A 25,149-nucleotide genomic window follows, 5' to 3' on the forward strand; every position below is an offset into this window, starting at 1 on the left:
TGCGAGGCTGATCCTGGCCGACGGCGCCTGCATCTCCGGCATGGCTTCCCTCAGCACCAACCAGCGCGGAGGACTCAACGGCTGGGGCGGCACGTTCCGTCCAGACGAGATCACGGCAGACCTTCGCAGCGCAGACCAGGGGCTGCGATTGGAGTTGCCCTACGACCGGGTGGGGACAGTCGCCCTCACCCGCATACGCAAGCTACTCGCCACGCAGGTATTGATGTCGCGTTCGGAGCCACTGAACCAGCGCCGTCGGCCGGACCCCGAACCGGCACCTCGCGCCCGGTGCTGAAGATCAGCAGACCACGCCCTCTCGGTCCTCGGAGTGCCCCGTACCACTACCTGCTCGACCGCGACGATGCTCTCTTCAGAGCGCGTCGGCGCGACCGTAGAACCCGCTCGATCATCCTGTCGATCCGCCAACTTCTTCGAGCGGTGCAACTTTCCGGGTGGGCGGTTCCGTTCTACCTCCGTCACGAGGAGGCAGCGCACTTGATAGCCGAAGACGAGCAAGCATTCCGCGAGTTCGTGACGTCAGAAATGGCGTCACTGCGCAAGCTGGCGTACGTGACCTGCGGCGACTGGCACGCGGCGGAGGACGCCGTGGCCAATGCTCTGGTCAAGCTCTATCCCCGCTGGCGGAAGCTGGACCGGCCCGATCTCTACGTCAAGACCATGGTCTACCGGGCCGCGGTCGACGAGACCCGTCGGCCGTGGCGGCGCGAGCGGTCGGCCGGTGACGCCATGCCGGACATCGCGCTGCGCGACCCCGCTGGCGCGAGCGACGAGCGGATGCGCCTGCGGGCGGCGCTCGACTCGGTGCCACCCCGGCAGCGAGCCGCGGTCGTTCTCCGGCACTACCTGGATCTGAGCCTGGAGGACACCGCCAGCGTCCTGAACTGCACGGTGGGCACGGCCAAGAGTCAGGTGTCCCGTGGCCTGGCGAAGCTGCGCGAGTCACTCGGCGGCGACCGTACCGATCTCAACGGACCATCGATAAAGGAGTGGACCCATGCGGTTGCATGATCTCGTGGACGCGGTAACGGGCGATGAGCCGCCGATGTCCCGCACCGTCGACGACATCATCACGGCAGGGCGGCGGGCGCAGCGCCGCCGTCGGGCCGGATTCGCGTCAGCCGGCGCGGCGGGCCTCGTCGTGGCCGTGGTCGCCGGTGCGTTCGTGGTACCGGCTCTGGGTGCGCAGCAGAGCCCCCCGGCCGCGCCGTTCGTGGCCGGTGCGGCGGCGTCCGAGCCGGCCGGGGCCGAGTGGCCCGACGCCGCGTCGTTCACCTTCACCTTCACCGGGTACGACGCCGGCACGCTGCATGTGCAGGACCCGATCGTCGCGTCCACCGCGTACCAGATCGCTCCCGTCTACTCCGACGGTCACACCTCGAACGACAAGCCCATGACCCGCCAGGAGGTGGAGGAGCAGGGCGACGCGTTCTTGCGGAACAAGGAAAACGGGAAGCCGGCCCTCTTGGCGTACCTGACCGTCTACCGGCCCGGTGCCTTCGACCCGGCCGGGATCAAGGACGGCGCGAACGTCACCGTGGCCGGGCGCAGGGCCGTGCAGGCGACGCTGCCGGTCGGCCTTGACCCGCAGCGCCCGGTGGATGGCGGCAACAAGCTCTTCGCCTGGGAGTACGCCGACAACGCCTGGGCGGCTGTCACGTCGTACTCCGGCGACAAGGCCACGCCGAGCTTCGAGGAGCTGGGCGGCCTGGTCGAAGGCCTGAAGCCCAGCAGGCCGACGCCGGCCCTGGTGCCCTTCACGGTGGGCTACCTGCCGGACGGTTACGTGCCGTTGCAGATCGGCACCCACGCCACGGCGGGCCTCGGCGGCATCGCCTCGGCCCGCGGCGGCGACTACGGCGGCGCGACGTACACCAGGTCCGCCGCGCCCACCACCGGGCTGACCGCACCGTACGAGGCGAGCGAGGGTGGCATCAAAGACGGGTTCCACATCTCGGTCATCCCGAGCAGCAGCGCGAACCAGACGCCGGAGCCCGGTGTGACGAAGTGCTACGACGTACCCGACCGGCCTGGGTGGGACGGCCCGCAGGTCGGCATCTGGTGCCAGTTCCGGAGCGCCGACGGCGCAGTCGTAGTCGAGGTCAGCCCCGATAGTGCCGGTAACACGCTGCCGCAGGTCGAGCTGGAGAAGATCGCCAAGGGGATCACGGTCGCCGACGTCGAGGACGAGTCGACCTGGACTCCGGCCGCGACCGCGCTGCGGCCATGACGGCCAGCGCCGGCACCACGACGGTGCTGTTCCGCAGGGCCGCTTCAGCGGCTCCTGCCGCGAAGAATGAGGGCTTGGGATGAGACGGAGAGCAAAGGCCGGTCTGATTGCCACGGCGACAGCGGCTCTGTGCGTACAGGTGGTGCCTCTCGCCGAGGCGAACACCGCGCCGAAGTCCGACGCGGTGCCGGTCGGACTGGCGGAGTTCTACGCGCAGCGTCCTGCGTGGGGACCCTGCCCCCGCCCGCCGGTGCCACCGAGGCGGTCACCGGATGCTTCGGCGTCTGCGCTTCCCCGTGCCGGGAGCGCGTCCCCGGCGGTGGAGTGCACGACTGTGCGGGTGCCGTTGGACTACCGGCGGCCGGACGGCCCCCGGGAGACCGTCGAGCTCTCCCGGCGCCTGGCGAGCGATCAGCCGAACCGGCTCGGCGTACTGGTCGAGGTCCCCGGCGGGCCGGGCGGGCAGGGAATCTACGCGCCGGAGGACCCGGCGTACGAGGCGCTGTCAACGCGGTACGACATCATCGGGTACAACCCGCGCGGTGTCGGGCAGTCACAGCCTCTGCTGTGCGAGGGCACGAGCGTGCAGTTGTCCGGCAGGACGCGCTTCACCGACGCGCAGATGCGGGCGTACACCGAGGAGTTCCGCAGGCGTGATCAGCAATGCGAACGCGCGGACGGTGCCCGGCGTCCCTACTTCACCACCGCCAACAACGCCAGAGATCTCGACATCGTCCGCGCGGTCCTGGGTGAGCGTCAGCTGAACCTGATGGGGAAGTCCTACGGCACGTACGTGTCGGCCGTCTACGGCACGCTTTTTCCGAAGCGACTGAACCGCAACGTCCTGGACTCCGCGATCCACCCGCAATGGATATGGCGGGAGGCGTGGAAGCAACAGGCAATCGCCCAACGTAGGACCGCCGACGCCTGGATGACGTGGGTGGCCGAGCGCAACGGAATCTACGGGCTGGGAACCACCCGGTCGCAGGTGCGCGCCACGATCGAACGGACCCGGGCGAAGCTGGAGCAACGCCCGATCGACCAGGGTGATTTCGTGTACGACGGCACCGAGTTCGACGGCCTCATCGGGGCCACCAACGAGGTGGCGTACTGGGACTTCTTCGCAGCGACGGCGAGCCGGCTGCGTCAGCAGGTCGAGACACCCTCGGACGTGCCGGGTGACCTGGGCCGGGCGTTGGCTCTTCAGCAAGAGATCCAGGCCGACCCGCCGCCGACCAGCAACGGCGTCTGGGAGGCAGTCAACTGCGAGGCCGAATGGCCCGCCGACCTCAAGGTGTACTACGCGGACATGCGCTACTTCTCCGAGCACTTCCCCTACGGCTGGGGTGCTTCGGCGGTTTCTCCGCGTGAGTGCACCTTCGGCTCGGTGGAGCGTGTCGAGCCGCTGGTGAAGCTGCGCCGCAGCGGCTACCCGACAGGGCTGGTCGTGCAGGAGGAGTTCGACCCGCAGACGCCGTACGAGGGCGGTCGGGCGATGGCGGACCTGCTCGGGCACCGGCTCCTCAGCGTTCCGCGCGATGGCTACCACGTCGTCCACGGCACCAACGCCTGCGTCGACGCCGCCATCGACGACTACCTGCTGAACGGAAAGCTGCCGAAACGGGGAGCGGAGTGCGAGGGAACGCCGGTCCCCGAGGTTCCGACGGATGGTTCGGCGCGGGTGGGTGAGGGCGACCGCCCGTCCCTCGACGAGCAGACGACTCTCTTGTCTGGCCGGATCCCTCGTCCGCTTCAGGCTGGTGGTCGTGCGCCCTCCTGATGTCGACGCGTGAGGGCTTGACATCCGCGCCGTTCTGGCCGAACGCCTCCGCAGTTCCGTGGTACGTCACGGCTGGCCAGGTGGTGGATCTGTTCCACGGCGCGCAGACCCGCGGGCACGGCGACCTGGAGGTCGCCGTGCCCAGCGCACTTTGCGCCCGCGCCACGGTAGATACCGCCGGAGTACGCGCGCTGGTTGATCACCTTGAGGTGGTGTGGGCCCGCTGTTCCCGCCCGTGCGTAACGTCGGCCCGGCCGAGGATCTGGCCGGTGACGGTGTCCCGGGCCTCGAGTCCGATGCGGTAACCGCCATCGGCCAGGCTGCCGGTCGCGCAGCCAGCCCGGCCGGTCGCGGGACAACCCAACGGGCCGGGCATTTCGGCGATTGCACACTCCGATCTCTCGGTGTTGATGGGCGGACCGCGCGAGCAAGGAAAGAAACCATCGGCAAGCCATCCTCGCTCTCGCCTGGTGACGCGCGTTGACGTTGTCCGGGCACTCATCCGCGACCTTAAGAATTCACTCGACCGGCACCGGTGATCCGCGCCGCAGCCTGAACCAGGCTGCTCGCCGCCGACGCAACCCCATCCGCGCCAGCCGGCCCACCCTGCCCGCCGAGATCAATTGAAGTCACATGGAGACTGCTCAAGCGGATGCCAACCCGGGTCAACCGGTGCCGACGCGGGTCACCGCGACCGACCGCCGGTCGCAACCCGGGGTTCGTGTGCTCCGCGGGTGGTCCTGGGCTGGGCGAACGACGGTCCGAGGAACGTAGGTGAACGTGTGGGTACTGCGGGTGCAGGCTCAACGTTGCCGTGAGTCGGAAGCCGAGTCACCCTTCCTCGTAGTCGAGCAGTTCGCGGCGCCACTCCGCGAATCGGCTTAAGAGATCGTCCAGCGCTGGGCCGGTGACGCCGTACTGGGCGAAGTCGTCGGAATCGAGCTGGGTGGCTTGTGCGAGGGCGTCGGCGAAGATGCGCGGGTCGAACCCACGGTCGGCGCGCTGCGCGAGGGCGAGGAGGGCGTCGCGGGTGTAGCGGCCGGATCGGAGCGTGGCGTCGATGTCGATGAAGTCGCGGGCGAACGCTCGTCCGTAGAGGGCGCTCATCTTGTTCGCGACCGCGTCGTCGGGGTGGAGGACGGGTCCGATCGCCATGAGGATCGGTTCGTTGGCGCGCCAGTCCACGCCGAGTTCGACCTTGGAAACCCGCGCGCCATCGGTGACTGTGAGCCGGGCGAAGGTGTCGTACTGCCGCTCGGTCTCGACGGTGAGGCCGTCGTCTCGGTAGGCGTGTACGACGGCGGCGACTGCGGCGGTGAATTCGTCGCGGCGGTCCCAGGCGGTGAACAGGTCGACGTCCTCGCTGGGCCGCTCCAGGAGCCCAGCGGCCTGGACCGCGTAACCGCCGGCCAGCGCGAAGCCGTATCGGTCGGCCGCCGCGAGCCCGGTACGGGCGAGGCGTTCGTGGAAGGGGTCCACCGCTATGCCGCGTTGCTGCGTGTGGCGGCGAGTTCGGGGAAGGCGTCCTCCCAGCGTTGGCGGAGCTGGGATGGCAGCCAGAGAGTGGGCCAGAGCCGCCGGAGGAGGTCGGCATCGAGCCAGGTGTGCAGGTCCTCGACGGTGCTGGCTTCGGTGAGCACCACCTTGTACATGCTGGCCAGGCGTGCGGGCCGGTTCAGGTCGTACTCGGCATGCCCGGACCAGTCGAGGTGACGCGGAAGCGTCACGGAGCCGTCGGTCGGGCCGTGCAGATCGGCGAGGGTTTCGGCCACCACGTAGGGCTTCCGGTCGCCGTAGGGCTGGTAGTCCGCTGGCGGCTGGGGTGACATCCTGCGCCGGCTGAGGTTCGTCGCCCGCCGGACTTCCGGTCGTAGCGCCTGACGGATCGTCTCCCGGCTGTACCCGGTGACGCGCTGCAGATCCACCGGCCGCCATCCGGCCGCGTGAAACGCCCGCAGCTGCTCGTCCCGCTCGGTCAGCGCGGCGGCCCGCGTCGCCTCATACCGGGAGACAACCGCCTGCAGCTCATCCTCGGAGAACCGGCCCATGGCCTTTAGCCTACCAGGCTAGGCCCAGCACGCTTGGCGTACGTCATTCTTCGGAAGCCGGCGGACCAGTCATGATGATCGCGAGGGGATGTACTCATGTTCTGGTGAAGCCGAGGGCCCGGTATCCGGGCATGCGGCGTGGGAGTGAGGCGGCGAGGATGGGAGTGGCCGGGTCGTGGTAGTCGTGGACCTCGGCGAGGTCCTTGCCGGGCGCGGCGCGGATGACGCGGCCGGCGCATTGGACGAGTAGGCCGTCGTAGGAGATCGGGCCGGCGAGGAAGAGGGTGTCGAGGGCGGGGGCGTCGAAGCCCTCACCGATGAACGGCGTGGTGCCGATGACGAGCAGGCCGGCCTTGGCGCCGTCGAGCCGGTCAACGACTGTCCGCCGTTCGCGGGTGCTCATCGCGCCTTGGAGCACAAGCGCCGGTCGTACGAGCGGAGGTCCATCGACCCGCGCAGCACCATCGCCTCCCGCAGCAGGACCGTGCCGACGGCCCGCGCGGTGGCCGCGGCAACAGCACCGGTGAAGAAGACCCACACGTGGGCACCACGGCCTGACTGGGAGACCTCCAACGCGGCCGGCACCGCGCTGGCTCGCGCCGCCTTCACGTACGCGAGGGCGTCGAGCATCGCCGTCGGCCCGTCGAAGTCGGCCACGACGAAGTGGCAGGTGTTGCCGGGCATCAGCGGGTATAGGCCCATGAACACGTCGCCGACCAGATGCGCCGCGACGACCTCCGTCGTGCGGGGCAGGTAGGTGGCACCGCGCCGGTCCATACCCTTACGCCAGCCACCGGCGACTGCGGGCATCCACCCGGCAGCGCCGGTACGGGCGTTGTCCCACCGCACGGCGTACACGTCGGCCCGGGCCCGGAACCGGTCGGCGAACAACGCCAGCTTGTCCCGAGTCGGCGAAGCCATGGTGACCAGCCCTGGCGGCTCAACCGGCGCGGACAACTGCTCCGGCGCCGCAGTCGTGTCCTGGCCGCGCAGCTCCAGCAGACGTCCCAGTCGGGCGTTCTCTGCCCGTAACCGCTCCACCTCCCGCCGAAGATCGACGAACTCGGCCACCGAACCCATGCCGACCATCCTCGCGCATCGGGCGTCGAACATCCCGGCACCGGTCCGCTATCCTCCGCCGATGGCATCGAAGGACAACGCCGCGCTGGAGGCGATGATCGAGGAAGCCACCGCCGACACGGACGGTCATGAGGACGAGCGCGCCGGCCTGTTCACCATGATCGAGGAGCATCTGGCGGTGCCGTTCACCACCACCGTCCTCGGCGTCGAGGCCACCGTACGGAAGGCCGAGCTGGCGGCGGACAACATCGTCGCGGTCTGCGCCCGAGGTCGCCACCGGCAGAGGATCGATCTCCTCGACCTGCCGTTGCTCACCCCCGCGCCGGACGGCGCCGCGTGGATCGACGCCTACCGGCACTGGGCCGGACGGTAGGCCACGGTGAGCGAGTACCAGTACTACGAGTTCACCGCCGTCGACCGGCCCCTCACCGGCCGGGAGCGGGCCGAGCTTCGGTCGCTGTCGACCCGGGCCGACATCACCGCCACCAGCTTCGTCAACACCTACGAGTGGGGCGACTTCAAGGGCGACCCGCGCACGCTGATGGAGCGGTACTTCGACGCGCACCTGTACCTGACGAACTGGGGCACCCGCCAGCTCATGCTGCGGCTACCGAAACACGTGCTCGACCCCGACACCGTCTCCCAGTACTGCCAAGGGGACAGCGCATCCGCGTGGACCACCGGCAAGCACGTCATCATCGACCTGCACGACGAGGACGAGGACGGCACCGACGAGTGGGACCTCGACGGCCACGGCCTCCTCGCCTCCGTCATCCCGGTCCGGGCCCGCCTCGCCGCCGGCGACCTGCGCCTGCTGTACCTGGCCTGGCTGCGCTGCGTACAGTCCGCCGAGATCGCCGACGACGAGCCTGAACCGCCCGTCCCCGCCCGGCTGGGGACCCTCGACGCGTCCCTCACCGCCGTCGCCGAGTTCCTACGCATCGACCCCGACCTGATCGCGGCCGCGGCGGCCGGACCGCCGCCGGCCACCTCCGGCGAACCGACCGCTGCGCAACTACGCACCTGGGTCGTCGGGCTGCCCGCTCGGGACAAGGACGCCATCCTGACCGACCTGATCACCGGCGGCGACAGCCACCTGCGCAACCGACTGCTGCGCCGCTACCGCGACGCACACCGCACTGATACGCCCACCCCGGCAGCCGCCCGTACCGCCGGGGAACTGCTCTCCACCGCCGCGGGGTTGCGCGCCGAACGGGAACGACGGGACGCTGAGCAACGCGAACGCGACCGGATCCGCCGCGAACGGTCCGCCGCAGCAGCCCGGCAACGGCACCTCGACACCCTCGCAGTCGACCAACCCGCCGCCTGGCAGCGAGTCGACGAGCTCATCGCCACCAAGAAACCCCGCGAGTACGACACCGCCGTGCAACTCCTCATCGACCTGCGCGAACTCAGCGAACGCGACGGGGACAGTTCGTCGTTCCAGCACCGGCTGGCCGAGCTCCGGGCGGCGCATGCCCGCAAGCCCAGTTTGCTCGAACGCCTCAACCTCGCAGGCCTCGACACCTGACGCATGGTTCTTCGCTGACCGTCGCCAAGGTGTGGCAAGGATCGTGGAGGGCCGGTGCGGCGTGTCAGCGTGACGCCCCAGACAGTCGACGCCGGCCACTTCATCCTGCCCGCCAAGATCAACCAGAGTCACCTGGAGACTCCTCCAGCGGATGCCGACCGGGGTGGACCGGTGCCAACGAGGGTCACCATGGCCGACCGCCGGCCGCAAACCGGGGTTCGTGTGCTCAGGTGTGCTCCTGGGCTGGGAGAACGGCGGTCCGGGGAACGTGGGTGAACGGGGGCCACTCCCTGCCACCCCAGGTGAACCCCAGGTCGCTAGACTGTGCCCTCGCGCCCTCGTAGCTCAGGGGATAGAGCATCGGTTTCCTAAGACCGTCATCTATGCATGTCGGTAGGCCGACTGCCTGCGATTCAGCCGTTCATTACCTCTGTTTGTTGGTCGCATTGGATAGCTGCTGCGCTCCGTTGCTGGCGGTTACAGTAGCAAACCGGCCGCCTCTGTTGCTTTTTGTGTCAACTTTCTCGATTCTAAATCCTCGTCACGGCATTTTGCGACTTGACGTAGCGAGGATGCTGTCCGGGGAAGCACGTGCGATCCTCGCCCAACCCGCTCCTTTACGCCGCACGCCGAGTTACGCCTGGGCACCGGAGTCGGAAGTGGGCGCAAACGCGTTGCCAGGCTGATGCGCCAGGCCGGGCTGCAGGGCTTCTGCCGGCGCTGCCGTCAGGGCTGCAAGGTGCGCGAGTTGGACGCGTGAGTGGATGCCGAGCTTCCGGTAGACGCGGGTGAGGTTTGCTTCGACTGTTTTGACACTGATGGTGAGGGCGGTGGCGATGTCGCGGTTGGTCGCTCCGCTGGCGGCGAGCTCGACGCAGCGCTGTTCGGCGGAGGTGAGGCAGGGGAGCGTACTGCTGTGCGCGGGGACGGGCTCCAGTTGGTGGAGGGTGCGGGTGGCGGCTTCGATCCAGGGGTGTGCCTGGTGCGTGCTGAAGAGGTCGGCGGCGCTCTGCGCCGCGGTGCGGGCGCTGGCGCGTCGGCGTCCGCGTCGTTCGGTGTGGCTGAGGGCCAGGAGGGTTCGACCGTGTTCGATGGGCAGGTGGCGGAGGTGGTCGGCTGCTGCGGTGAGGAGGTCGGCGGCCGCATCGTAGTTGCCCAGGGTGGCTTCCAGGAGTGCCTGGGAGCGGTCGAGCACGGGGAGGACGCAGCTTCTATCTAGATCAGTCGCGGTGCGACGGGTATCGGTCAGCAGTTTGCGGGCTTGGTCGAGGTAGCCGAGGGAGATGAGGGCTTGGGCGAGGTCGGCGTGCCAGCGCAGGACGGACGGGTCGCGGACCTGCTGGCGCTTCTCAAGCGTACGGACCTCTTCCAGCGCCTCCAGGGCTTCTTTCGGACGCCCGGTGACCAGGAGAAGATGTCCGAGGACGAAGAGGTTTCGGGAGAGGAAGACTTTGTTGTCCTCCCGGCGGGAGGTGTCCGCCCCGCGGCGTGCGTGAGCGAGGGCGGAGTCGGTGCACGAGGCGGTGCCCTCGACCAGGGCGGAGGTGTAGCACGTTGGGGCGGGGTCCAAGGCGGCTCTGTCGGTAAGCGACAGGGCGCGGCCGGCGTAGTCGAGGGCCAGTCCGCACCGTCCGGCGCGGATCTCGACTTCGGCGAGGCTGCGCAGGACATCCACGGTGGCTTCGGCGTCTCCGGTCCGCTCGGCTTCGACGAGCAGAGGCAGCAGTGCGCTGCGGGCTTCGTCCAGACGGTCGTCGAAGATGGCGTGCCGGGCGGAGAGCTGTTCGGGCCTGGCGTTGACGGGGATGTGAGTGCTGCGTGGCAGGGACAGGGCGTGGCCGAGCGTGGTCTCGGCTTGGGGGCGGCCGAGGATGCGTTGGATGCGGGCCTGCATCGTGAGGGCCATGGCGGTGGTGGCGGTGTCGCCAGCGCTCCGGGCGAGGCTGGCGGCCCGGGCAGCCTGGGCGCACGCCCGGTCGGGATCGCCGTTGACGTTGGCCCAGATCGCCTGGCGGACGAGGATCTGCGCGGTCAGGTCCGGATGTCCGGCCGCTTCGTGAAGTGCGTCGGCGAACAGCTTGTCGCCGTTGTGCAGGTGCTGTCCGCCTGAGTCGATCAGGGAGATGAGGGCGTTGACGCGGTTGGCGGGGCTGCTGTCGTGGTGCAGGACGAGGCGGACGGCAGCCTGGCCGCGGGGCAGGTCGCCGTTGTGGGCGGCGTCGCGTACGGCGGTCAGCGCCCGTTCGGTGAGCAGGTCGGCGTCGGTCTCCGGGGTACGTTCGGCGGCGAGCAGGGAGAGCTCGGCCGCTAGTGCGGGTTCTCCGCGCAGCCGGGCGCGGGCGGCGGCGCGGTCGGCGCAGTCGGCCGACTGCGGGTCGTTGGTGTCGGCCGCCAGCGTGGTGTGACGGTCGCGGCGGATGCTGTCGCGGCTGGCTTCGGCCAGGCGGGCGTGCAGGAGCCTGCGTGTGGCGACCGGCGGTCGGGCCGCGAGTTCGGCACCGATCGCGGAGGCGGCGAACCGGATCTTCCCGTCGACCTGCCCGATGTTGATCAGTCCGGCTGCCTCGGCCTCTGCGAGAAGGTTGTCGGCGGGCGGGCCGGCGAGGCGGCTCAGCAGTTCGCGGTCGGGCCGGTCGTCGAGTGCGGCGACCGTCAACAGTTCCTGAACTTCGGCCGACACAGTGCCCAGCCATTCGTTCACCAGTCGGCGGGCGGCCGGCGGCAGGACCAGGTCGTCTACGAGACCCTGAGCGGCCGGCAGGTCGGTGGCGCGGCTGCGGGCCCCGGCGAATGCGAGGGCTAGGGCCGGGTTCCCTCCGCTGCGGATGTGGGTCTGCGTGACCTCGTAGGGGGTTAGCCGGTACGGCGACAGCAGGGTTGCGACCTGATCGGGTGTCAGCGCCGGGATGCGTACCGCACAGGGGTCCTCGCCGCACCAGTGGCCTTCGCTCCCCGGGCGCCAGATTCGCTCTGCGGCTATGACGGGAAGGTCGGGAGCCAGGCGCAGTGCCCAACGCAAGACGGCCGCGCTGGCCGTATCCAGCCACTGGGCGTTGTCCACCACCAGTGTCAGAGGCGGGGTGTCCAGCAGCAGGGTGGCGGTCAACCGGCGCAGCCGTAGAGCGGTCCCGGCGGGATCGGCAGAGCCCGGCACTCCGACGGCCTTGTCGATTCCGGTCGCGAGTTCCCGCGCGGCCGGCAGCGGTTGGAGGGCCAGTGCGAGTTCGAGCAGTCCGGTGTAGGGGACCTGGGCGTCCTGTGGGCTCGGAGCCAGCCTTAGGACAGGCATGCCCAGCTGCTGCCCGAGTACACCGGCCGCAGCGGTCTTGCCGATCCCGGGCGGACCGAACAGCACCACCCGACGGGCGCCGCGCACGACGCCCGGTACCACCGGCAGCATGGTGCCGGTGGCCCCCTGATGCGCATTCACTGCCGTCGCAGAATCTGGCACCGGATCATAGTGCGCCCGACGGTCCTTCGCGCACCAGAGCAAGGGGTTGCCCTGATTTCGGCCAGCCTCCGCCGTTCCTAGTGTCATCGCCAAAGCCGAGCTGTCACCGGTTGCCGGAGATCCCATCAACACGGGCCCTGCTGCCACACCCCTCAACCCATCTCGGCGGGAGGATTGCGATGTATCGAAGAACTGCCATGGCGGCCGCTGTCGCGGTTGCGCTTACCCTGGGCACCGTGACCGGGGTGGCCACCCAGTCGACCGCAGCCACCCCGCCCCCTACACCCACGGTTGCGCAGAGCCCGCTGTCGCTGGCGATCTCCGCGGCCGACCGGGCCGCCGACGGCGGTCACGACGCGCTGGCGAAAGGCCCCTTCGAGCAGTACGACCGGCGCATGGTGATCCCGTGGGTCGACGGGCTGTTCTCCATCGCCTACACACGCACCTACCGGGGCCTGCCGGTGGTCGGCGGCGACGCCGCCGTGCTCGCCGACGGCAAGGGCGCGATCCGGGCGATCTCGGCCGCCACCAAGACGAAGATCAACGTGTCGGTGGTGCCGACGGTCGCCGTCGACCGTGCCGAGCAGACCGCCAAGAGCCTGCTCGCGAAGGTCGACCGGGTCGAGTCGCGCACCCTGGTGGTGCACGTCAAGGACAGCACCGCCCGCCTCGCGTGGGAGGTCGTCGTCGCCGGGCGCACCGCCTCGGCGCCCAGCCACCTGCATGTCTTCGTGGACGCGCGCACCGGCCAGGTGCTGGCCAAGCAGGAGGACGCCGCGGCCGGTTCCGGCACCGGCAAGTGGAACGGGCCCAGCCCGTTGTCGATCACCACGTCGCAGTCGGGCAGCACGTACTACCTGCGCGACACCACGCGCACCGGCCTGAACTGCCAGGACTACAGCACCAGTACCGTCTTCTCCGGCGCGGACGACAGCTGGGGCAACGGGGTGGGCACCAGCAAGGAGACCGGCTGCGTCGACGCACTGTACTCGGCGCAGAAGGAATGGGACATGCTGTCGGCCTGGCTGGGCCGCAACGGGCACAACGGCAACGGTGGCAGCTGGCCGATCAAGGTCGGCCTGAACGAGCAGAACGCCTACTGGGACGGCTCCACGATCACGATCGGCAAGAACTCGGCAGGCAACTGGATCTCGTCGATGGACGTGGTCGGCCACGAGTTCGGCCACGGCCTCGACCAGAACACCCCCGGCGGCACCAGCTCCGAAGCCGGCCTCGGCGAAGCCACCGGCGACATCTTCGGCGCCCTGACCGAGGCATACGCCAACCAGTCCGCCACCTACGACGACCCGGACTACCTGGTCGGTGAGGAGATCGACCTCGTCGGCAGCGGCCCGATCCGCAACATGTACAACCCTTCGCTGGTCGGTGGCCACCCGAACTGCTACTCCTCGTCGATCCCGAACACCGAGGTACACGCGGCCGCCGGCCCGCTCAACCACTGGTTCTACCTGCTCGCCGAGGGCAGCGCGCCGGGCGGCGGCAAGCCGAACAGCCCCATCTGCTCGGGCGGCCCGTCGTCGGTCACCGGCGTCGGCATCCAGTCCGCCGGAAAGATCTTCTACGGCGGCATGCTGCTCAAGACCTCCGGCATGACCCACAAGAAGTACCGCACCGCGACCCTGACCGCCGCGAAGAACCTGGACTCCTCGTGCGTCCTGTTCAACCGGACCAAGGACGCGTGGAACGCGGTCGCGGTCCCGGCCCAGACCGGCGACCCGACCTGCACCGCGACCAGCACCGACTTCTCGATGTCGATCAGCCCCACCTCGGGCGGCGTCAACGCGGGCTCCTCGGTGACCGCGACGGTCAACACCGCCACCGTCTCCGGCAGCGCGCAGACCGTGTCGCTGACCTCCTCGGGTGCCCCGTCGGGGGTCACCGTGTCGTTCAGCCCGTCGTCGGTCACCTCGGGCGGCAGCTCCACGATGACGGTGGCGACCACGTCCGGCGCGGCCGCGGGCACGTACACCATCACCGTGACCGGCACCGGGTCGGTCACCCACACGGCCCAGTACACGCTGACGGTCAACGGCGGCACCCCCGGTGGCACCGCGCCGGACATCGACGTCGCCAACGTGCAGGCGCACCTGACACAGCTCAGCACCATCGCCACCAACAACGGCGGCACCCGCCGCTCGACCGGCCAGGGCTACCTGCAGTCGGTGGCGTACGTCAAGGGCAAGCTGCAGGCCGCCGGCTTCACCGTCACCGAGCAGCCCTGCACCTCCGGCTGCACCAGCGGTGCAGGCCCGAACCTGATCGCCGAGTGGCCGGGCGGTAACGCGAGCAACGTCTACATGTTCGGCGCCCACCTGGACGGCGTCTCGGCCGGTCCGGGCATGAACGACAACGGCTCCGGCTCGGCGGCGCTGCTCGAGGTCGCCCTCGCGCTGGCCGCGCAGAACCCGACCATGCTGAACAAGGTCCGCTTCGGCTGGTGGACCGACGAGGAACAGGGCCTCAACGGCTCCAAGTTCTACGTCAACTCGCTGACCAGTACCCAGCGAACGGCGATCAAGGCCTACTACAACTTCGACATGATCGCGTCGAAGAACGGCGGCTACTTCATCAACAACATCACCTCGACCGCGTCGCAGCCGATGAAGGCGTACTGGGACTCCCTCAGCCTGCAGCCGGAGGAGAACGTCGAGGGCCAGGGCCGTTCCGACGACTACTCGTTCCAGAACGCGGGCATCCCGACCTCCGGTTACGCGATGGGCGCCAGCGCCACCAAGACGTCGGCCCAGGCGTCGAAGTGGGGCGGCACGGCCGGTCAGTCCTACGACTCCTGCTACCACTCCTCGTGCGACACCCTCAGCAACATCGACGCCACCGCGCTGAACCGGGCTGCCGACGGCATCGCCTACACGCTGTGGAACCGGGCGGTCGGCACCTCGACGCCGACCAACGACTTCTCGATCTCGGCCAGCCCCGCGTCGGGCACCGTGAACGCGGGGTCCAGCACCACGACCACCGTCGGCACCGCCACCACCTCGGGCAGCGCCCAGACGGTTACCCTGACCGCCAGCGGCGCCCCCACGGGCGTAACGGTCTCGTTCAGCCCGTCGTCGGTCACCTCCGGCAGCTCGTCGACCGCCACCATCGCGGTCGGCTCGTCGGTGGCCGGCGGCACCTACACCATCACCATCACCGGCGCGGGTTCGGTGTCGCACAGCACCACGTACACGCTGACCGTGACCGGCGGGCCGGGCGGCTGCACCGCCGCCCAGCTGATCCTCAACGGCGGTTTCGAAAGCGGCACCTCGCCGTGGACCGGCTCCACCGGCGTGATCGGCACCTCTATCGGGCAGGTGCCGCGCAGCGGCACCCGGTACGCGTGGCTCGGCGGAAACGGCTACACCGCGACCGAGGCCATCAGCCAGACCGTCACCATCCCGTCGGGCTGCACCAGTGCGGTACTGACCTACTGGCTGCACATCGACACGAGCGAGTACTGGGCGCTCGCCTACGACGTGTTCACGATCAAGGCCAACGGCACCACCGTGGCGTCGCTGTCCAACATGAACGCTGCCACGGGCTACACGCAGCGCACCGTCAACCTCGGCGCGTACGCCGGCCAGACGGTCACGCTGACCTTCACCGGCACCGAGGACGCCTACCTGCAGACCAGCTTCGTGCTGGACGACGTGACCCTGCAGATCGGCTGAGTTCAACGGCAGGGTGGGGCGCTCGCCCCACCCTGCCGCAGGTCCTGCGCCCCTGTTCCGCTGCCGGACCGGACCTTAGCCTGAATCCGTGGATTGGATTCTGGGTGCGTTGTCGGGTTGATCTAGCCGATTGGGGGTGTGATGGATCCGCTGGCCCTGGTCTCCGTAGAACGCCAAGTAACCCGGCTCCGCCTTGACCTGGCGAGAGGCGAAGTCCATCGCCTCCGGGCGCAGATCTGCCCAACCTCGCGGGAAGCGGCCGTACCGGTCGTAGAACCTCCGCAACAGCGCGAACCCGGCCGTATCTCGCCATGCTTGGACGCAACCAGGTCCAGCTCAGCAGGGACAAGGGTCCAGTGCTCGACCAGCTCGCCGATGCTCAGAGGAGATCGACTCACAGCGGTCAACCATCGTGGCAGCGATCAGGGACCGCGCAGACCCCCAAAAAGATCAACTATTTGGCCCCTGGTCGCAAGATCGTTACTAAAGCCCCTGCGGATGGGGCCGGCGTGGTTGGTCGTGAAGGGCCCGTCGGCGTGTGACCAGGTCCAGCGAAGCCGTCGGTGGGTCAGCCACGCGCCGGTCTGGCCGGCGAGGTCGCGGTGCCGGCGCTGGGTCCTGTTGGTGTCAGCGCTGTCGGTGGTGAAGGCGAGCAGGGCGTAGCCGCCGGGGATCCCGGCGTCGGGCTCGCCGGGGTGCCGGCTGCCGTCGACGGAGAAGTGCACGCTAGCCAGGGCCGGTGCGCCCTGTCCGGGCAGAGTCTGCAGCATGTGGACATGGCCGTGGTCGACCAGGTGCCATCGGCCGTCCAGGGGCAGCCCGAGCGTGGTGCGGGCGTGGGCGAACAGTTCGTAGGCGTCGACGGGGTCCTGCACGACGAGGGTGGTGGTCACGGTCATCGCGGTCACCGGGCCCAGATGCCAGGCTGCGGTGGCGGCGGCACCGGCATACCCGGCGAGCAGCAGCGGCACGGCGCGGGAGATGGCGGCGTACTTGGCCCGTACGGCGCGGGAAAGCCACCACAACTCGCCGGCGCGTGCGAGGGGGTCGTCTGGGCGGCCGGGTCGGTGTCGCCGCCGACAACGCGGGCCAGAACGTCCTGGGCGGTGTCGGTGTCGGCGTAGGCGACGAACCCGAAGTCCCCACCCCGAAATCCCGGTACGCGAAACCCGCGTCCGGCACCGGTGGGGCTACTGAACCGCCGAAAGCCCCTGCGGCAGGGCTGGCGCCGCGCGCCCTTTATGGGCATCACCGCACGCTCTTCCGCGCTCGTCGAAGAGGGCCGATGCCCACCGAACTCGCACATCGTGTCCGGGGTGTCTGTCGGTGACGGCGGCAGGCTGAGGTTGCCGTGCCCGTTGGGCCGGGAGTGGGGATGGCTGAAGTGTGTTCCGCCGTGATCGTGGCTGACGTTCGAGGTGCCAACCCCGCTCCCCGGTTTTCGACACAGGCGCCCTCTCTGCCAGGCCAGCACGCCATTCGCACCAGCTCCACGCCCAGGTCGCGTGCGATCCGCTAACGTCGAATCGCCGTGCGTCGGGGCGCCGCAACAGTCGGCTCGACGCAGGTCGATGCGAACGGAAAGGCGAGCCCATGATTGATCGCCAGGATCTTCAACAGGCCAGGGACGATCTCGGCCGTAAGCTCGCCGCCCTGCGTAGGTCGAGGGGACTCATTCAGGAAGCCCTCGCACGCCAGGTGCACACGACGCGCAGCACCCTGGGAATGGTCGAGCGGGGCCGGCAGGTCGTGGACCGGATCTTCTGGCTGCAGTGCGACACCCTGCTGGACGCCCAGGGCGAGCTACTCGCCGCCTACGACGCCTACCGACACCTCCAGTCCCGGTTCCAGGCACAGCAGGCCGAGGCGGCACAGCGGGCGCGGTGGGGAGCGGTACCCGAGGCGGTGATGGCAGCCGGCGAGGCCACAGGCGAAAGGTACGGCGAAGTCGGCGACAATCGACGCCCGCCGGACCGGTTCCACGGCGAGCGCCCGGAGGCGGGCCGCACCACACGAACCGGGCAGGTCTCAGTCGTCAACGCGGTAGCAGGCCGTGGCGAGGAAGCCGACCACGATGCCAGGTCGCGACTGCTGGCCGAGCTGCGCCGGCACCTGCTCGCACCTGCCGCACCGAAACAGCCGGTCGAGCCTCTCACGCTTTCGGAGGTCCGTCAGCGGGTGGCCCATCTCCATAGCCTTTACCAGCGTGGCAACTATGCCGAGGCGGTCCGGGCGTTGCCCGACACGTTCGAGCAGGCGAACCTGTTGACCCGGACCTGCACCGGCACGCAGCGCGCCCTGGCCGTCGGGTCGCTGGCGGCGGCGAATCTCGCCGCCGCCAAACTCACCGTGAAACTCGGCGATCCCAGCCTTGCCTGGGTGGCGGCGGACCGTGCCGCTCGTGTCGCCGCCGAGCAGGCCGAGGATGTTGCGCTCGTCGCTGCGGCGGCGTTCTCGGTGGGTACTGCGCTGCTGGCGATGCCGGACCGCGTCGGCGATGCCGAGGAGGTGGTGCTGGCCGCTCTCGATGGTGTGACGGACACGAGGGACTCCGCGTCGACGGGTCCGCGTGTCCTGTCGGCCCACGGGGCGTTGACTCTGCTCGCGGCGCTGATCGCCGCCCGGCAGGCCCAGCCCGCCGCTGTCGAGCGGCACCTCGACGACGCGAACGCCCTGGCCCGGCGGCTCGGCGCCGATCGTAACGACCTGTGGACCGGGTTCGGTCCGACGAACGTGATGATCCACCGCATCAGCATCGCCGCCCGAACGGACCAGCCTCAGCTGGCGATCCACCTTGGAGAACAGCTCGACACCTCGTCGCTGCCGGCGGCCCTGGTGAGCCGCCGCGCCCGGGTCCACCTCGACCTCGCCGCCGCCTACGCCTGCTCGCCCGGCAACGATCCCGCAGCCGTGCTGCACCTGCTCGAAGCCGAACGCATCGCGCCGCAGACGGTGCACGTGCACGGCCGGACGCGCCATCTGATCGGCGACCTGCTCACCCGTGAGCGGCGCGCCGTCACCCCCGGCCTGCGGGCACTCGCCGAACGCGCCGGAATCGCCGCGTGACGTCCGGATCCGCGAATGCCCGTCTGCTCTACCTGGTGGTCTGTGCCGCGCCACCGGCCCGCCGCATCGTCGAGCTGGTCGAGGCGGTGCGGCGCGACGGCTGGGATGTGTACGTCATCGCGACCGAAACCGCGCACACCTGGCTTCCCAACGATCGGCTGGCCGCCGTTACGGGCAGGCCCGTCAGCTACCGGCAGCGGCATCCTGACGAACCGAGCGTCCTGCCACGCGCCGATGCCGTCGCGGTCGTTCCGGCGACGTTCAACACCATCAACAAGTGGGCCACCGGCATCAACGACAGTCTGGCCCTCGGCATCCTCAACGAAGCTCTCGGCGCAGGCATGCCGATCATCGTCTCCCCGTACGTCAAACCCACCCTCGCCCGCCACCCCGCGTTCGACGCCCACCTGCGGCTCCTCGCCGACCACGGCGTACGCCTCACCGCCACCGAGGCGCTGCGACCAGCTCACGACGATCAGCCCTTCCGCTGGAACGTGATCCTCGACGAACTCCACAGGCTGTCCGCCCGCCTGTCGTAGTCGGCCCCCGAGAGGCGCTGGGGCCGGTCTGACCGTGTCGAAATCCCGTGTCGAGGGTGTTCGACACGGTCAGACCGGCGTTGAGTGGTGGACATGACCGCTCGGCGCCCGCCGCTCAGGGGTCCCCGGCACCGCCCAACCCGAGGGGAGTTGATCCGTGTGACCCTGTACCGCAGTTTCTCGCCGCTGCCGAGGAATCCGGGACCGCTGGTGGCCGGGACGGCTCGGACCTCACGTTGACTGCGGCTTGATCGAACCCGGGCCGCCTTGCGTCGCCTTGCCGGTTGGGCACCCGGTGAGTTCGGCCTGCGTCCTGCCCAGCAGGGGAACAGTCCTCGGGCGTCTGAGGCCGTGTTCGTCCTTGGCGGATAACGGAAAGTGCGGGCCGTCCGCAACGGCGGCGGTCCTGACGAACAGGAGAGTGACGCGCACATGAGCGTCGACACGATGAGCAGCGACGACCTCCGTGACGCGATGGTCGACCAGCTGGTCGCTGACCATGCGGCCAAGGGGCTGACGATGCGGCCCGAGGTCGAGGCGGCACTGCGGGTGGTTCCCCGCGAGCTGTACACGCCGGGTGTCCCGATGGAGGAGGCGTACCGCAGCGACACCGCGGTCGTCACCAAGCGGCTCGGTGATGAGACCGTCAGTTCGGTGTCCGCGCCGTGGCTGATCGCGGAGATGCTCGGGCAGGCGGCTGACGCCCTCACCGGTGGCCTGCACGGCCGGCACGTGCTGGAGATCGGATCGGGCGGCTACAACGCGTCGCTGCTGCGCGAGCTGGTCGGGCCGTCGGGTTCGGTCACGACCGTGGACATCGACCCGGAGGTGACCGAGCGGGCGGTGGCGTGTCTGGCGGTGGCAGGTTACGGCGATGTCAGCGTGGTGTGCGCGGACGCGGAGCAGCCGATCGACCTGGGGCGCTGCTACGACCTGATCATCGTGACGGCCGGGGCGTGGGACATCCCCGCGGCGTGGATCGCGCAGCTCGCCGAGGACGGCGTGCTGGTGGTGCCGCTACGGACGTTCGGGATGACCCGGTCGTGGGCGCTGCGCCGGGTCGGTGACCGGCTGGTCAGCCACAGCCAGCGCCTCTGCGGGTTCGTGGCGATGCGGGGCACCGGAGCCCACGAGATGCGGTATGTCGACATCGCCGCCGGTGTCCACCTGCGGCTGGATGAGGGCCAGCAGGTCGACCCGGAATCGGTCGGTGGGCTGCTGTCGCAGCCGCAGGAGCAGGCATGGGCAGGGGTGGGCCTGCCGCCTCGTAGCGTCCTGGCCGACCTGGACCTGTGGCTGGCGGCCCGCCTCGCCGATGAGGTCGACCAGTTCGTGGTGCTCTCGGCGCAGCAGGAGGCCGTCGACGCCGGCATCGTCGCCCCTGCCTGGCGGTTCGGTACGCCCGCCGCCCTGCACGAGGGGACGTTCTCCTACCGGTCGACGCTGCGCTGGACCGACGACACGTTCGACCTCGGCGCCTGCGCTCACAGGCCCGACGCCGCCGCGGCGGCGGGACGGATGGCCGGGCACATGCGCGCGTGGGTGGACGCTGGCGAGCCCTCTCCGGTGCTGCACGTCCTACCCGCAGGTACTCCCGACGGCGCCCTGCCGGCCGGGACGGTGCTGGACAAGCGACACAGTCGCCTCGTCCTCACCTTCACCTCCGCATAGGAAGGAACACGCGAGTGGAGACCATGGAACTCGAGGAGTTCGACCTGGACATCACCCTGGTGGACGCCGGCCCCGCTGCCAGCGGGTACGCCACCAGCACCGACGACGGCTGCGGCTCGGGCAACACGGGCTCGAACGCCTGTTCCGGCGGCAGCAAGTAACCGTCCCTGACGATCCACCCCGGGCCCGGCGTCTCCAGCGCCGGGCCCCCGTCTTCGAGGGTGCGTTCATGTTCCCCACGGCCGGTGCGGCGCTGATCAGAGTTGCCGCCTACCCCAGCGGTCTGACCCTGCCCGCGTGGCCCGACCTGACGACGGATCAGCCCGAGCAGTGGCGGCAGTGGCTGGCCGCAGTGTGGGCGCTGCCGGGATTCGCCACCGCCGTCGCCGCTGCCACACCCCAGTTGGCCGAACAGATCACCCGGACCGTGGCCAGTGCGCCGACCACCGACCGCCGGTTCGGGCGCATGGTCGACTCGACGGTCCGGTACCTGCTGAGGTGGACCACCCGGGCGACACCGTTCGGCACCTTCGCCGGGGTGGCTCCGGTCGAGTTCGGCGCCCGCGCATCGGTTCGGTGGGGCGAGGCGCATCAGGTGGTGACCCGCCCTGACGGGACGTTCGTCGCCGAGCACACCGGGCGCGCCGAGCAGGACCTGGCGGCGCTGCGCGACGTCGCGGTGGTGACGAACTCGGTGGGGTACCAGCGCGGCGAGGTGTGGGTGCTGCCCTGCCTGCGCGGCGACGGCGACCGCAGGTGGGACATAGAGATCCGTCTGACCAGGCCGGTGCGGGCGGCGATCCGCGCGGCGCGTTCCCCGGTCATGTTCGGTGACCTCGCCGCCCGGGTCGCCGGGCCGCTGCCCGCCGCTACCGGGGCGGCCGAACGGATGTTGGCGTCGCTCGTCCAGGCGGGTGTCCTGCTGTCGGCGCTGCGGCCGGCGACGACTGTCACCGACCCGGCCTCCCACCTGGCCCGTCACGTCCCGATGCCCGATCCCGGCGACCGGGTCGCGGTCGACCTGCGTGTCGACGCCTCGGTGACGCTGCCACCGGCGGTGCTCCACGAGGCGGCCCGTGCCGCGTCGACGCTGGTGGCGGTGGCAGCGCCCCTGCCGGGATGGGCGGAATACCACGGCGCGTTCATTCAGCGGTGGGGCCCGGGCGCGGCCGTGCCGTTACGCGACGTCCTGAACGTTCTGGGCTTTCCCGCCGGATACCGGGGTTCCACCCGGCGTGTACCTGCGGTGTTCACCGCCCGCGACCGGCTCCTCGCGCAGCTCGCCCAGCAGTCGGCGCTGAACGACTGTACGGAGGTGATCCTCGACGACGAGCTGACAGGCCGCCTACGAGGAGATGACGACCGGCCGCCGATCCCACACACCGAACTACGGTTCACCCTCGCCGCCGCGACCCCACAGGACCTGGACCGAGGCGCGTTCACGTTGACGGTGGTCAGCGGAGCCCGCCACGCCGGGGTCGCCGCCGGCCGGTTCCTGCACCTGCTTTCTCCCGCCGAGCTGGCGTCGTTCCGGCACGTCTACCGGAACCTGCCGACCGCCCTGCCCGGCGCGGACACGGTGCAACTGTCCGGCCCGCCGCTGGATGCCCGCTTGGCCGCGGTCGCCCGGACACCTGCGGTGCTGCCCGTCCTGCCCGTCGGCGACTTCCACCCGGACCCGCCGTGGACGCTCGCGGACCTCGCGGTGACCGGCGACGGCCAGCGGCTGTGGCTGGTGTCGCGGACCTCCGGGCGACCGGTCGAGCCGCTGCTGCTCAACAGCGTGCTGCTACCCGACCTCCAGCAGCCCCTGATGCGGTTCCTGACCGAGATCTGGACGGCGTGGACGGCTCCGTGCAGCCGATTCGACTGGGGGCACGCGCGTAGCCTGCCGTTCCTGCCACGCCTGCGACGCGGACGCAGCATCGTGCACCCCGCCCGCTGGACCATCGACCGGACCGCGCTCCCCGCCCGCACCCTGGCATGGTCCCACTGGCGCGACGCCTGGCAGCGATACCGTGAACAGCACCGGCTCCCGGACGAGGTCCTGGTCGGCGCCGACGACGTGCAGGTACGTCTGGACCTGAACGACAACACCCACCTGGCAGTGCTGCGCCGGCACGTCGACCGGCACGCCCGCACCACCCTCACCGAGGCTCCCGGCCCGGCCGGCTGGATCGGCGGCCGACCCGCCGAACTCCTCCTCACCCTCGCGCACACCCGTCCGGCCACCCACCCGAGCCGACCAGCGCGGGCCGTGACCGCACAACAGCATCGGCCCGGCCAGTCACCGTGGTTGGAGGCCCGCCTGTACGGCCGGGCCGACGACATCCTCACCGACCTCGCCCACCGGACCGGCAACCTCCCGGCGGCGGGCTGGTGGTTCCTCCGGTACCCGGACCCCGAGCCCCACCTGCGGCTACGCATCCCACTCCAGGACACCACCTTCGCTGCCACCGCCGCATGCCTCGCCGAATGGGCGCAACAACTGGAGCACAAACGCGTCCTGCACGACTACAGCCTGCGCACCTACCGGCCCGAGACCCGCCACGGCACCGGCCCCACCCTCACCGCCGCCGAAGCGGTCTTCGCCGCTGACTCCCGCGCCACCCTGCAGCGGCTGACCGGCGACCGCCAGGCCAGCACCGCCGCCACGATGATCGCCATCGCGGACGCCTTCACCGGCGACGGGCCGCGTTGGCTCGCCGAACACGTCCCCCACCACCGCGGCCCCCGACTCGAACCCGTCCAGCTCGACCTCGCCCGCACCCCCTACCGCGACGACGACCTGGACAAGGCACTGGCCACCTACCGGACACTGGCCCACGCCGACAACCTCGACCTCGACCAGGTACTGACCGACATTCTGCACCTGCACCACGCCCGCATGATCGGCGTCGACCCCGCCTCCGAACGGCACTGCCTCCGCCTGGCCCGCGCCGTCGCCCGCACCCGCCAGGCGACGCCGTGACCGCAGCACAGTCCCTCGCCGAAGGGGCGGCCGGCGTCGCCCTTCTACACCTGGAAACCGGCAACCGGCCCGCCGCCCACGCGGCACTGCGGGCCGCCACCGCCAACGGCGTCAGCATCGCCGCAGGCGCCAGCCTCTTCTACGGCGCACCCGCACTCGCCTTCGTCCTCGCCACCCCCAACCAACCCGGCCTCACCCGAGCACGATCGATCGCCGCCACCGGGACCGCCACGGTCACCCGCCGACGGCTGCACGCCGCCCACCGCCGCATCGACTCCCACCAGCGGCCCCACTACGCCGAGTACGACCTCATCCGCGGCCTGACCGGCCTCGGCGTCGCCCTGCACCGCCTCGGCGACCACGACCTGCTCCGCCAGGTACTCACCTACCTGGTCCGGCTCACCGAACCGGTCAACGACCTCCCCGGCTGGTGGTGCGCGAACGGACCCGACCGACACCAGCCACCACCACCAGGAGGCCACGCCAACCACGGGATCGCCCACGGCATCACCGGCCCACTCGCGCTACTCGCCCTCACCCACCGCGCCGGCATCACCGTCGACGGACACACCGAGGCGATCCTGCGGATATGCCGATGGCTGGACACCTGGCAGCAGCACACCGCCGACACCATCTGGTGGCCGCAGACCCTCACCCTCGACGACCTGCACCACGGCGCACCCGCACAACAACACCCACTACGCCCCTCCTGGTGCTACGGCACCCCCGGAATCGCCCGCGCCCAACAACTGGCCGCCCTCGCCCTGCACGACACCGCCCGGCAGCTCCTCGCCGAGACGGCGTTCACCACCTGCGTGAACGACCCCGCACAGATCCGCCGTCTCACCGACCGCAGCCTCTGCCACGGCACCGCCGGCCTCCTCGCCACCGGCCGGCGCATCGCCGCCGACGCACTCACCCCGACACCCCTCGCCCCACTGACCCGCCTCCACCTGCACGCCACCCCCGCCGCGGACGAACCCACCGGACTACTTGACGGCACAGCCGGTCACGCCCTGGCCGCAGCCTCCACAACCTCAACCTCGTGGGACGCCTGCCTCCTACTCAGCTGACG

At 70.2% G+C, this 25,149-nt stretch carries 18 protein-coding genes and 1 pseudogene; 13 read left to right on the top strand and 6 right to left on the bottom strand.

Annotated elements, in window-relative coordinates; all coding sequences use genetic code 11:
* Nucleotides 1-495 precede the first annotated feature (495 nt).
* The 3 genes from PVK74_RS24245 to PVK74_RS24255 all read left to right on the top strand — a co-directional run bounded on the left by PVK74_RS24245 (nt 496) and on the right by PVK74_RS24255 (nt 4,028).
* Entirely contained in the window at nt 496-1,029 is a 534-nt protein-coding gene (locus PVK74_RS24245; protein ID WP_043330679.1) for a SigE family RNA polymerase sigma factor, read from the top strand.
* Nucleotides 1,016-2,248 (top strand): hypothetical protein, encoded by a 1,233-nt coding sequence (locus tag PVK74_RS24250; RefSeq protein ID WP_274477297.1) that lies wholly within the window; start codon nt 1,016-1,018, stop codon nt 2,246-2,248. Before PVK74_RS24245 ends, PVK74_RS24250 begins: the two co-directional genes overlap by 14 nt.
* Before the next feature lie 340 nt (nt 2,249-2,588).
* Complete coding sequence (locus PVK74_RS24255) at nt 2,589-4,028, top strand: alpha/beta hydrolase (RefSeq protein WP_274477298.1); 1,440 nt, start codon at nt 2,589-2,591, stop codon at nt 4,026-4,028.
* Between the two features lie 831 nt (nt 4,029-4,859).
* Here the strand turns inward: PVK74_RS24255 and PVK74_RS24260 are convergent.
* The 4 genes from PVK74_RS24260 to PVK74_RS24275 form a co-directional block, all read right to left on the bottom strand.
* Nucleotides 4,860-5,507, bottom strand: a complete 648-nt coding sequence (locus PVK74_RS24260) for a nucleotidyl transferase AbiEii/AbiGii toxin family protein (RefSeq protein WP_274477299.1) — start codon at nt 5,505-5,507, stop codon at nt 4,860-4,862.
* Nucleotides 5,508-5,509: 2 nt separating this feature from the next.
* Nucleotides 5,510-6,076 carry a hypothetical protein gene (locus tag PVK74_RS24265; protein WP_064448560.1) on the bottom strand — a complete coding sequence of 189 codons (567 nt, stop codon included), beginning with the start codon at nt 6,074-6,076 and terminating at the stop codon, nt 5,510-5,512.
* 94 nt (nt 6,077-6,170) lie between these two features.
* The gene (locus tag PVK74_RS24270) at nt 6,171-6,479 is read right to left on the bottom strand and encodes a helicase (end) (protein ID WP_082931159.1); all 309 of its coding nucleotides are present in this window, start codon (nt 6,477-6,479) and stop codon (nt 6,171-6,173) included.
* Complete coding sequence (locus PVK74_RS24275; protein ID WP_231915650.1) at nt 6,476-7,156, bottom strand: TOTE conflict system archaeo-eukaryotic primase domain-containing protein; 681 nt, start codon at nt 7,154-7,156, stop codon at nt 6,476-6,478. The genes PVK74_RS24270 and PVK74_RS24275 overlap by 4 nt, the downstream gene beginning before the upstream one ends.
* 61 nt (nt 7,157-7,217) lie before the next feature.
* Between PVK74_RS24275 and PVK74_RS24280 the strand changes: the two genes are divergently transcribed.
* The 3 genes from PVK74_RS24280 (at nt 7,218) to PVK74_RS31235 (ending at nt 9,447) form a co-directional block, all read left to right on the top strand.
* Nucleotides 7,218-7,529 carry a hypothetical protein gene (locus PVK74_RS24280; protein ID WP_231915649.1) on the top strand — a complete coding sequence of 104 codons (312 nt, stop codon included), beginning with the start codon at nt 7,218-7,220 and terminating at the stop codon, nt 7,527-7,529.
* 6 nt (nt 7,530-7,535) lie between these two features.
* Nucleotides 7,536-8,687: a hypothetical protein gene (locus PVK74_RS24285; protein ID WP_274477300.1), complete on the top strand. Its 1,152-nt coding sequence runs from the start codon at nt 7,536-7,538 to the stop codon at nt 8,685-8,687.
* A gap of 640 nt (nt 8,688-9,327) precedes the next feature.
* The gene (locus PVK74_RS31235) at nt 9,328-9,447 is read left to right on the top strand and encodes an IS3 family transposase (protein ID WP_223201434.1); all 120 of its coding nucleotides are present in this window, start codon (nt 9,328-9,330) and stop codon (nt 9,445-9,447) included.
* Nucleotides 9,448-9,480: 33 nt separating this feature from the next.
* Here the strand turns inward: PVK74_RS31235 and PVK74_RS24290 are convergent.
* Nucleotides 9,481-12,264 (bottom strand): annotated as a pseudogene (locus PVK74_RS24290) (AAA family ATPase); the annotation flags it as partial.
* Between the two features lie 71 nt (nt 12,265-12,335).
* On the opposite strand from PVK74_RS24290, the gene PVK74_RS24295 reads away from it, so the two are divergent.
* Complete coding sequence (locus tag PVK74_RS24295) at nt 12,336-15,827, top strand: M28 family peptidase (RefSeq protein WP_199495963.1); 3,492 nt, start codon at nt 12,336-12,338, stop codon at nt 15,825-15,827.
* Nucleotides 15,828-16,249: 422 nt separating this feature from the next.
* Here the strand turns inward: PVK74_RS24295 and PVK74_RS24300 are convergent, their stop codons facing one another.
* On the bottom strand, nt 16,250-16,798 hold the full coding sequence (locus PVK74_RS24300) for a hypothetical protein (protein WP_274477301.1): 549 nt from the start codon (nt 16,796-16,798) through the stop codon (nt 16,250-16,252).
* A 622-nt stretch (nt 16,799-17,420) separates the two neighbouring features.
* Here PVK74_RS24300 and PVK74_RS24305 point away from each other — a divergent pair.
* The 6 genes from PVK74_RS24305 (at nt 17,421) to PVK74_RS24330 (ending at nt 25,147) form a co-directional block, all read left to right on the top strand.
* Entirely contained in the window at nt 17,421-18,893 is a 1,473-nt protein-coding gene (locus tag PVK74_RS24305) for a helix-turn-helix transcriptional regulator (protein ID WP_051611166.1), read from the top strand.
* Complete coding sequence (locus PVK74_RS24310; RefSeq protein ID WP_046569670.1) at nt 18,890-19,432, top strand: flavoprotein; 543 nt, start codon at nt 18,890-18,892, stop codon at nt 19,430-19,432. Before PVK74_RS24305 ends, PVK74_RS24310 begins: the two co-directional genes overlap by 4 nt.
* 432 nt (nt 19,433-19,864) lie before the next feature.
* On the top strand, nt 19,865-21,103 hold the full coding sequence (gene fxlM / locus PVK74_RS24315; protein ID WP_338020349.1) for a methyltransferase, FxLD system: 1,239 nt from the start codon (nt 19,865-19,867) through the stop codon (nt 21,101-21,103).
* A 23-nt stretch (nt 21,104-21,126) separates the two neighbouring features.
* Complete coding sequence (locus PVK74_RS24320; protein ID WP_082159628.1) at nt 21,127-21,264, top strand: FxLD family lanthipeptide; 138 nt, start codon at nt 21,127-21,129, stop codon at nt 21,262-21,264.
* Nucleotides 21,265-21,332: 68 nt separating this feature from the next.
* A complete protein-coding gene (locus PVK74_RS24325) occupies nt 21,333-24,074 on the top strand; it encodes a lantibiotic dehydratase (RefSeq protein WP_274477303.1) in 2,742 nt (913 codons plus the stop codon).
* Complete coding sequence (locus tag PVK74_RS24330) at nt 24,071-25,147, top strand: lanthionine synthetase C family protein (RefSeq protein WP_043325490.1); 1,077 nt, start codon at nt 24,071-24,073, stop codon at nt 25,145-25,147. The genes PVK74_RS24325 and PVK74_RS24330 overlap by 4 nt, the downstream gene beginning before the upstream one ends.
* Nucleotides 25,148-25,149: the final 2 nt, after the last annotated feature.

It is taken from the genome of Micromonospora chalcea, assembly GCF_028768405.1.
Lineage (GTDB): Bacteria > Actinomycetota > Actinomycetes > Mycobacteriales > Micromonosporaceae > Micromonospora > Micromonospora chalcea.

Coding starts and splice junctions, on each gene's coding strand:
- PVK74_RS24250 (WP_274477297.1), top strand. CDS start 1,016: ATGCGGTTGCATGATCTCGTGGACGCGGTAACGGGCGATGAGCCGCCG.
- PVK74_RS24265 (WP_064448560.1), bottom strand. CDS start 6,076: ATGGGCCGGTTCTCCGAGGATGAGCTGCAGGCGGTTGTCTCCCGGTAT.
- PVK74_RS24270 (WP_082931159.1), bottom strand. CDS start 6,479: ATGAGCACCCGCGAACGGCGGACAGTCGTTGACCGGCTCGACGGCGCC.
- PVK74_RS24275 (WP_231915650.1), bottom strand. CDS start 7,156: ATGGGTTCGGTGGCCGAGTTCGTCGATCTTCGGCGGGAGGTGGAGCGG.
- PVK74_RS24280 (WP_231915649.1), top strand. CDS start 7,218: ATGGCATCGAAGGACAACGCCGCGCTGGAGGCGATGATCGAGGAAGCC.
- PVK74_RS24295 (WP_199495963.1), top strand. CDS start 12,336: ATGGCGGCCGCTGTCGCGGTTGCGCTTACCCTGGGCACCGTGACCGGG.
- PVK74_RS24305 (WP_051611166.1), top strand. CDS start 17,421: ATGATTGATCGCCAGGATCTTCAACAGGCCAGGGACGATCTCGGCCGT.
- fxlM (WP_338020349.1), top strand. CDS start 19,865: ATGAGCGTCGACACGATGAGCAGCGACGACCTCCGTGACGCGATGGTC.
- PVK74_RS24320 (WP_082159628.1), top strand. CDS start 21,127: ATGGAACTCGAGGAGTTCGACCTGGACATCACCCTGGTGGACGCCGGC.
- PVK74_RS24325 (WP_274477303.1), top strand. CDS start 21,333: ATGTTCCCCACGGCCGGTGCGGCGCTGATCAGAGTTGCCGCCTACCCC.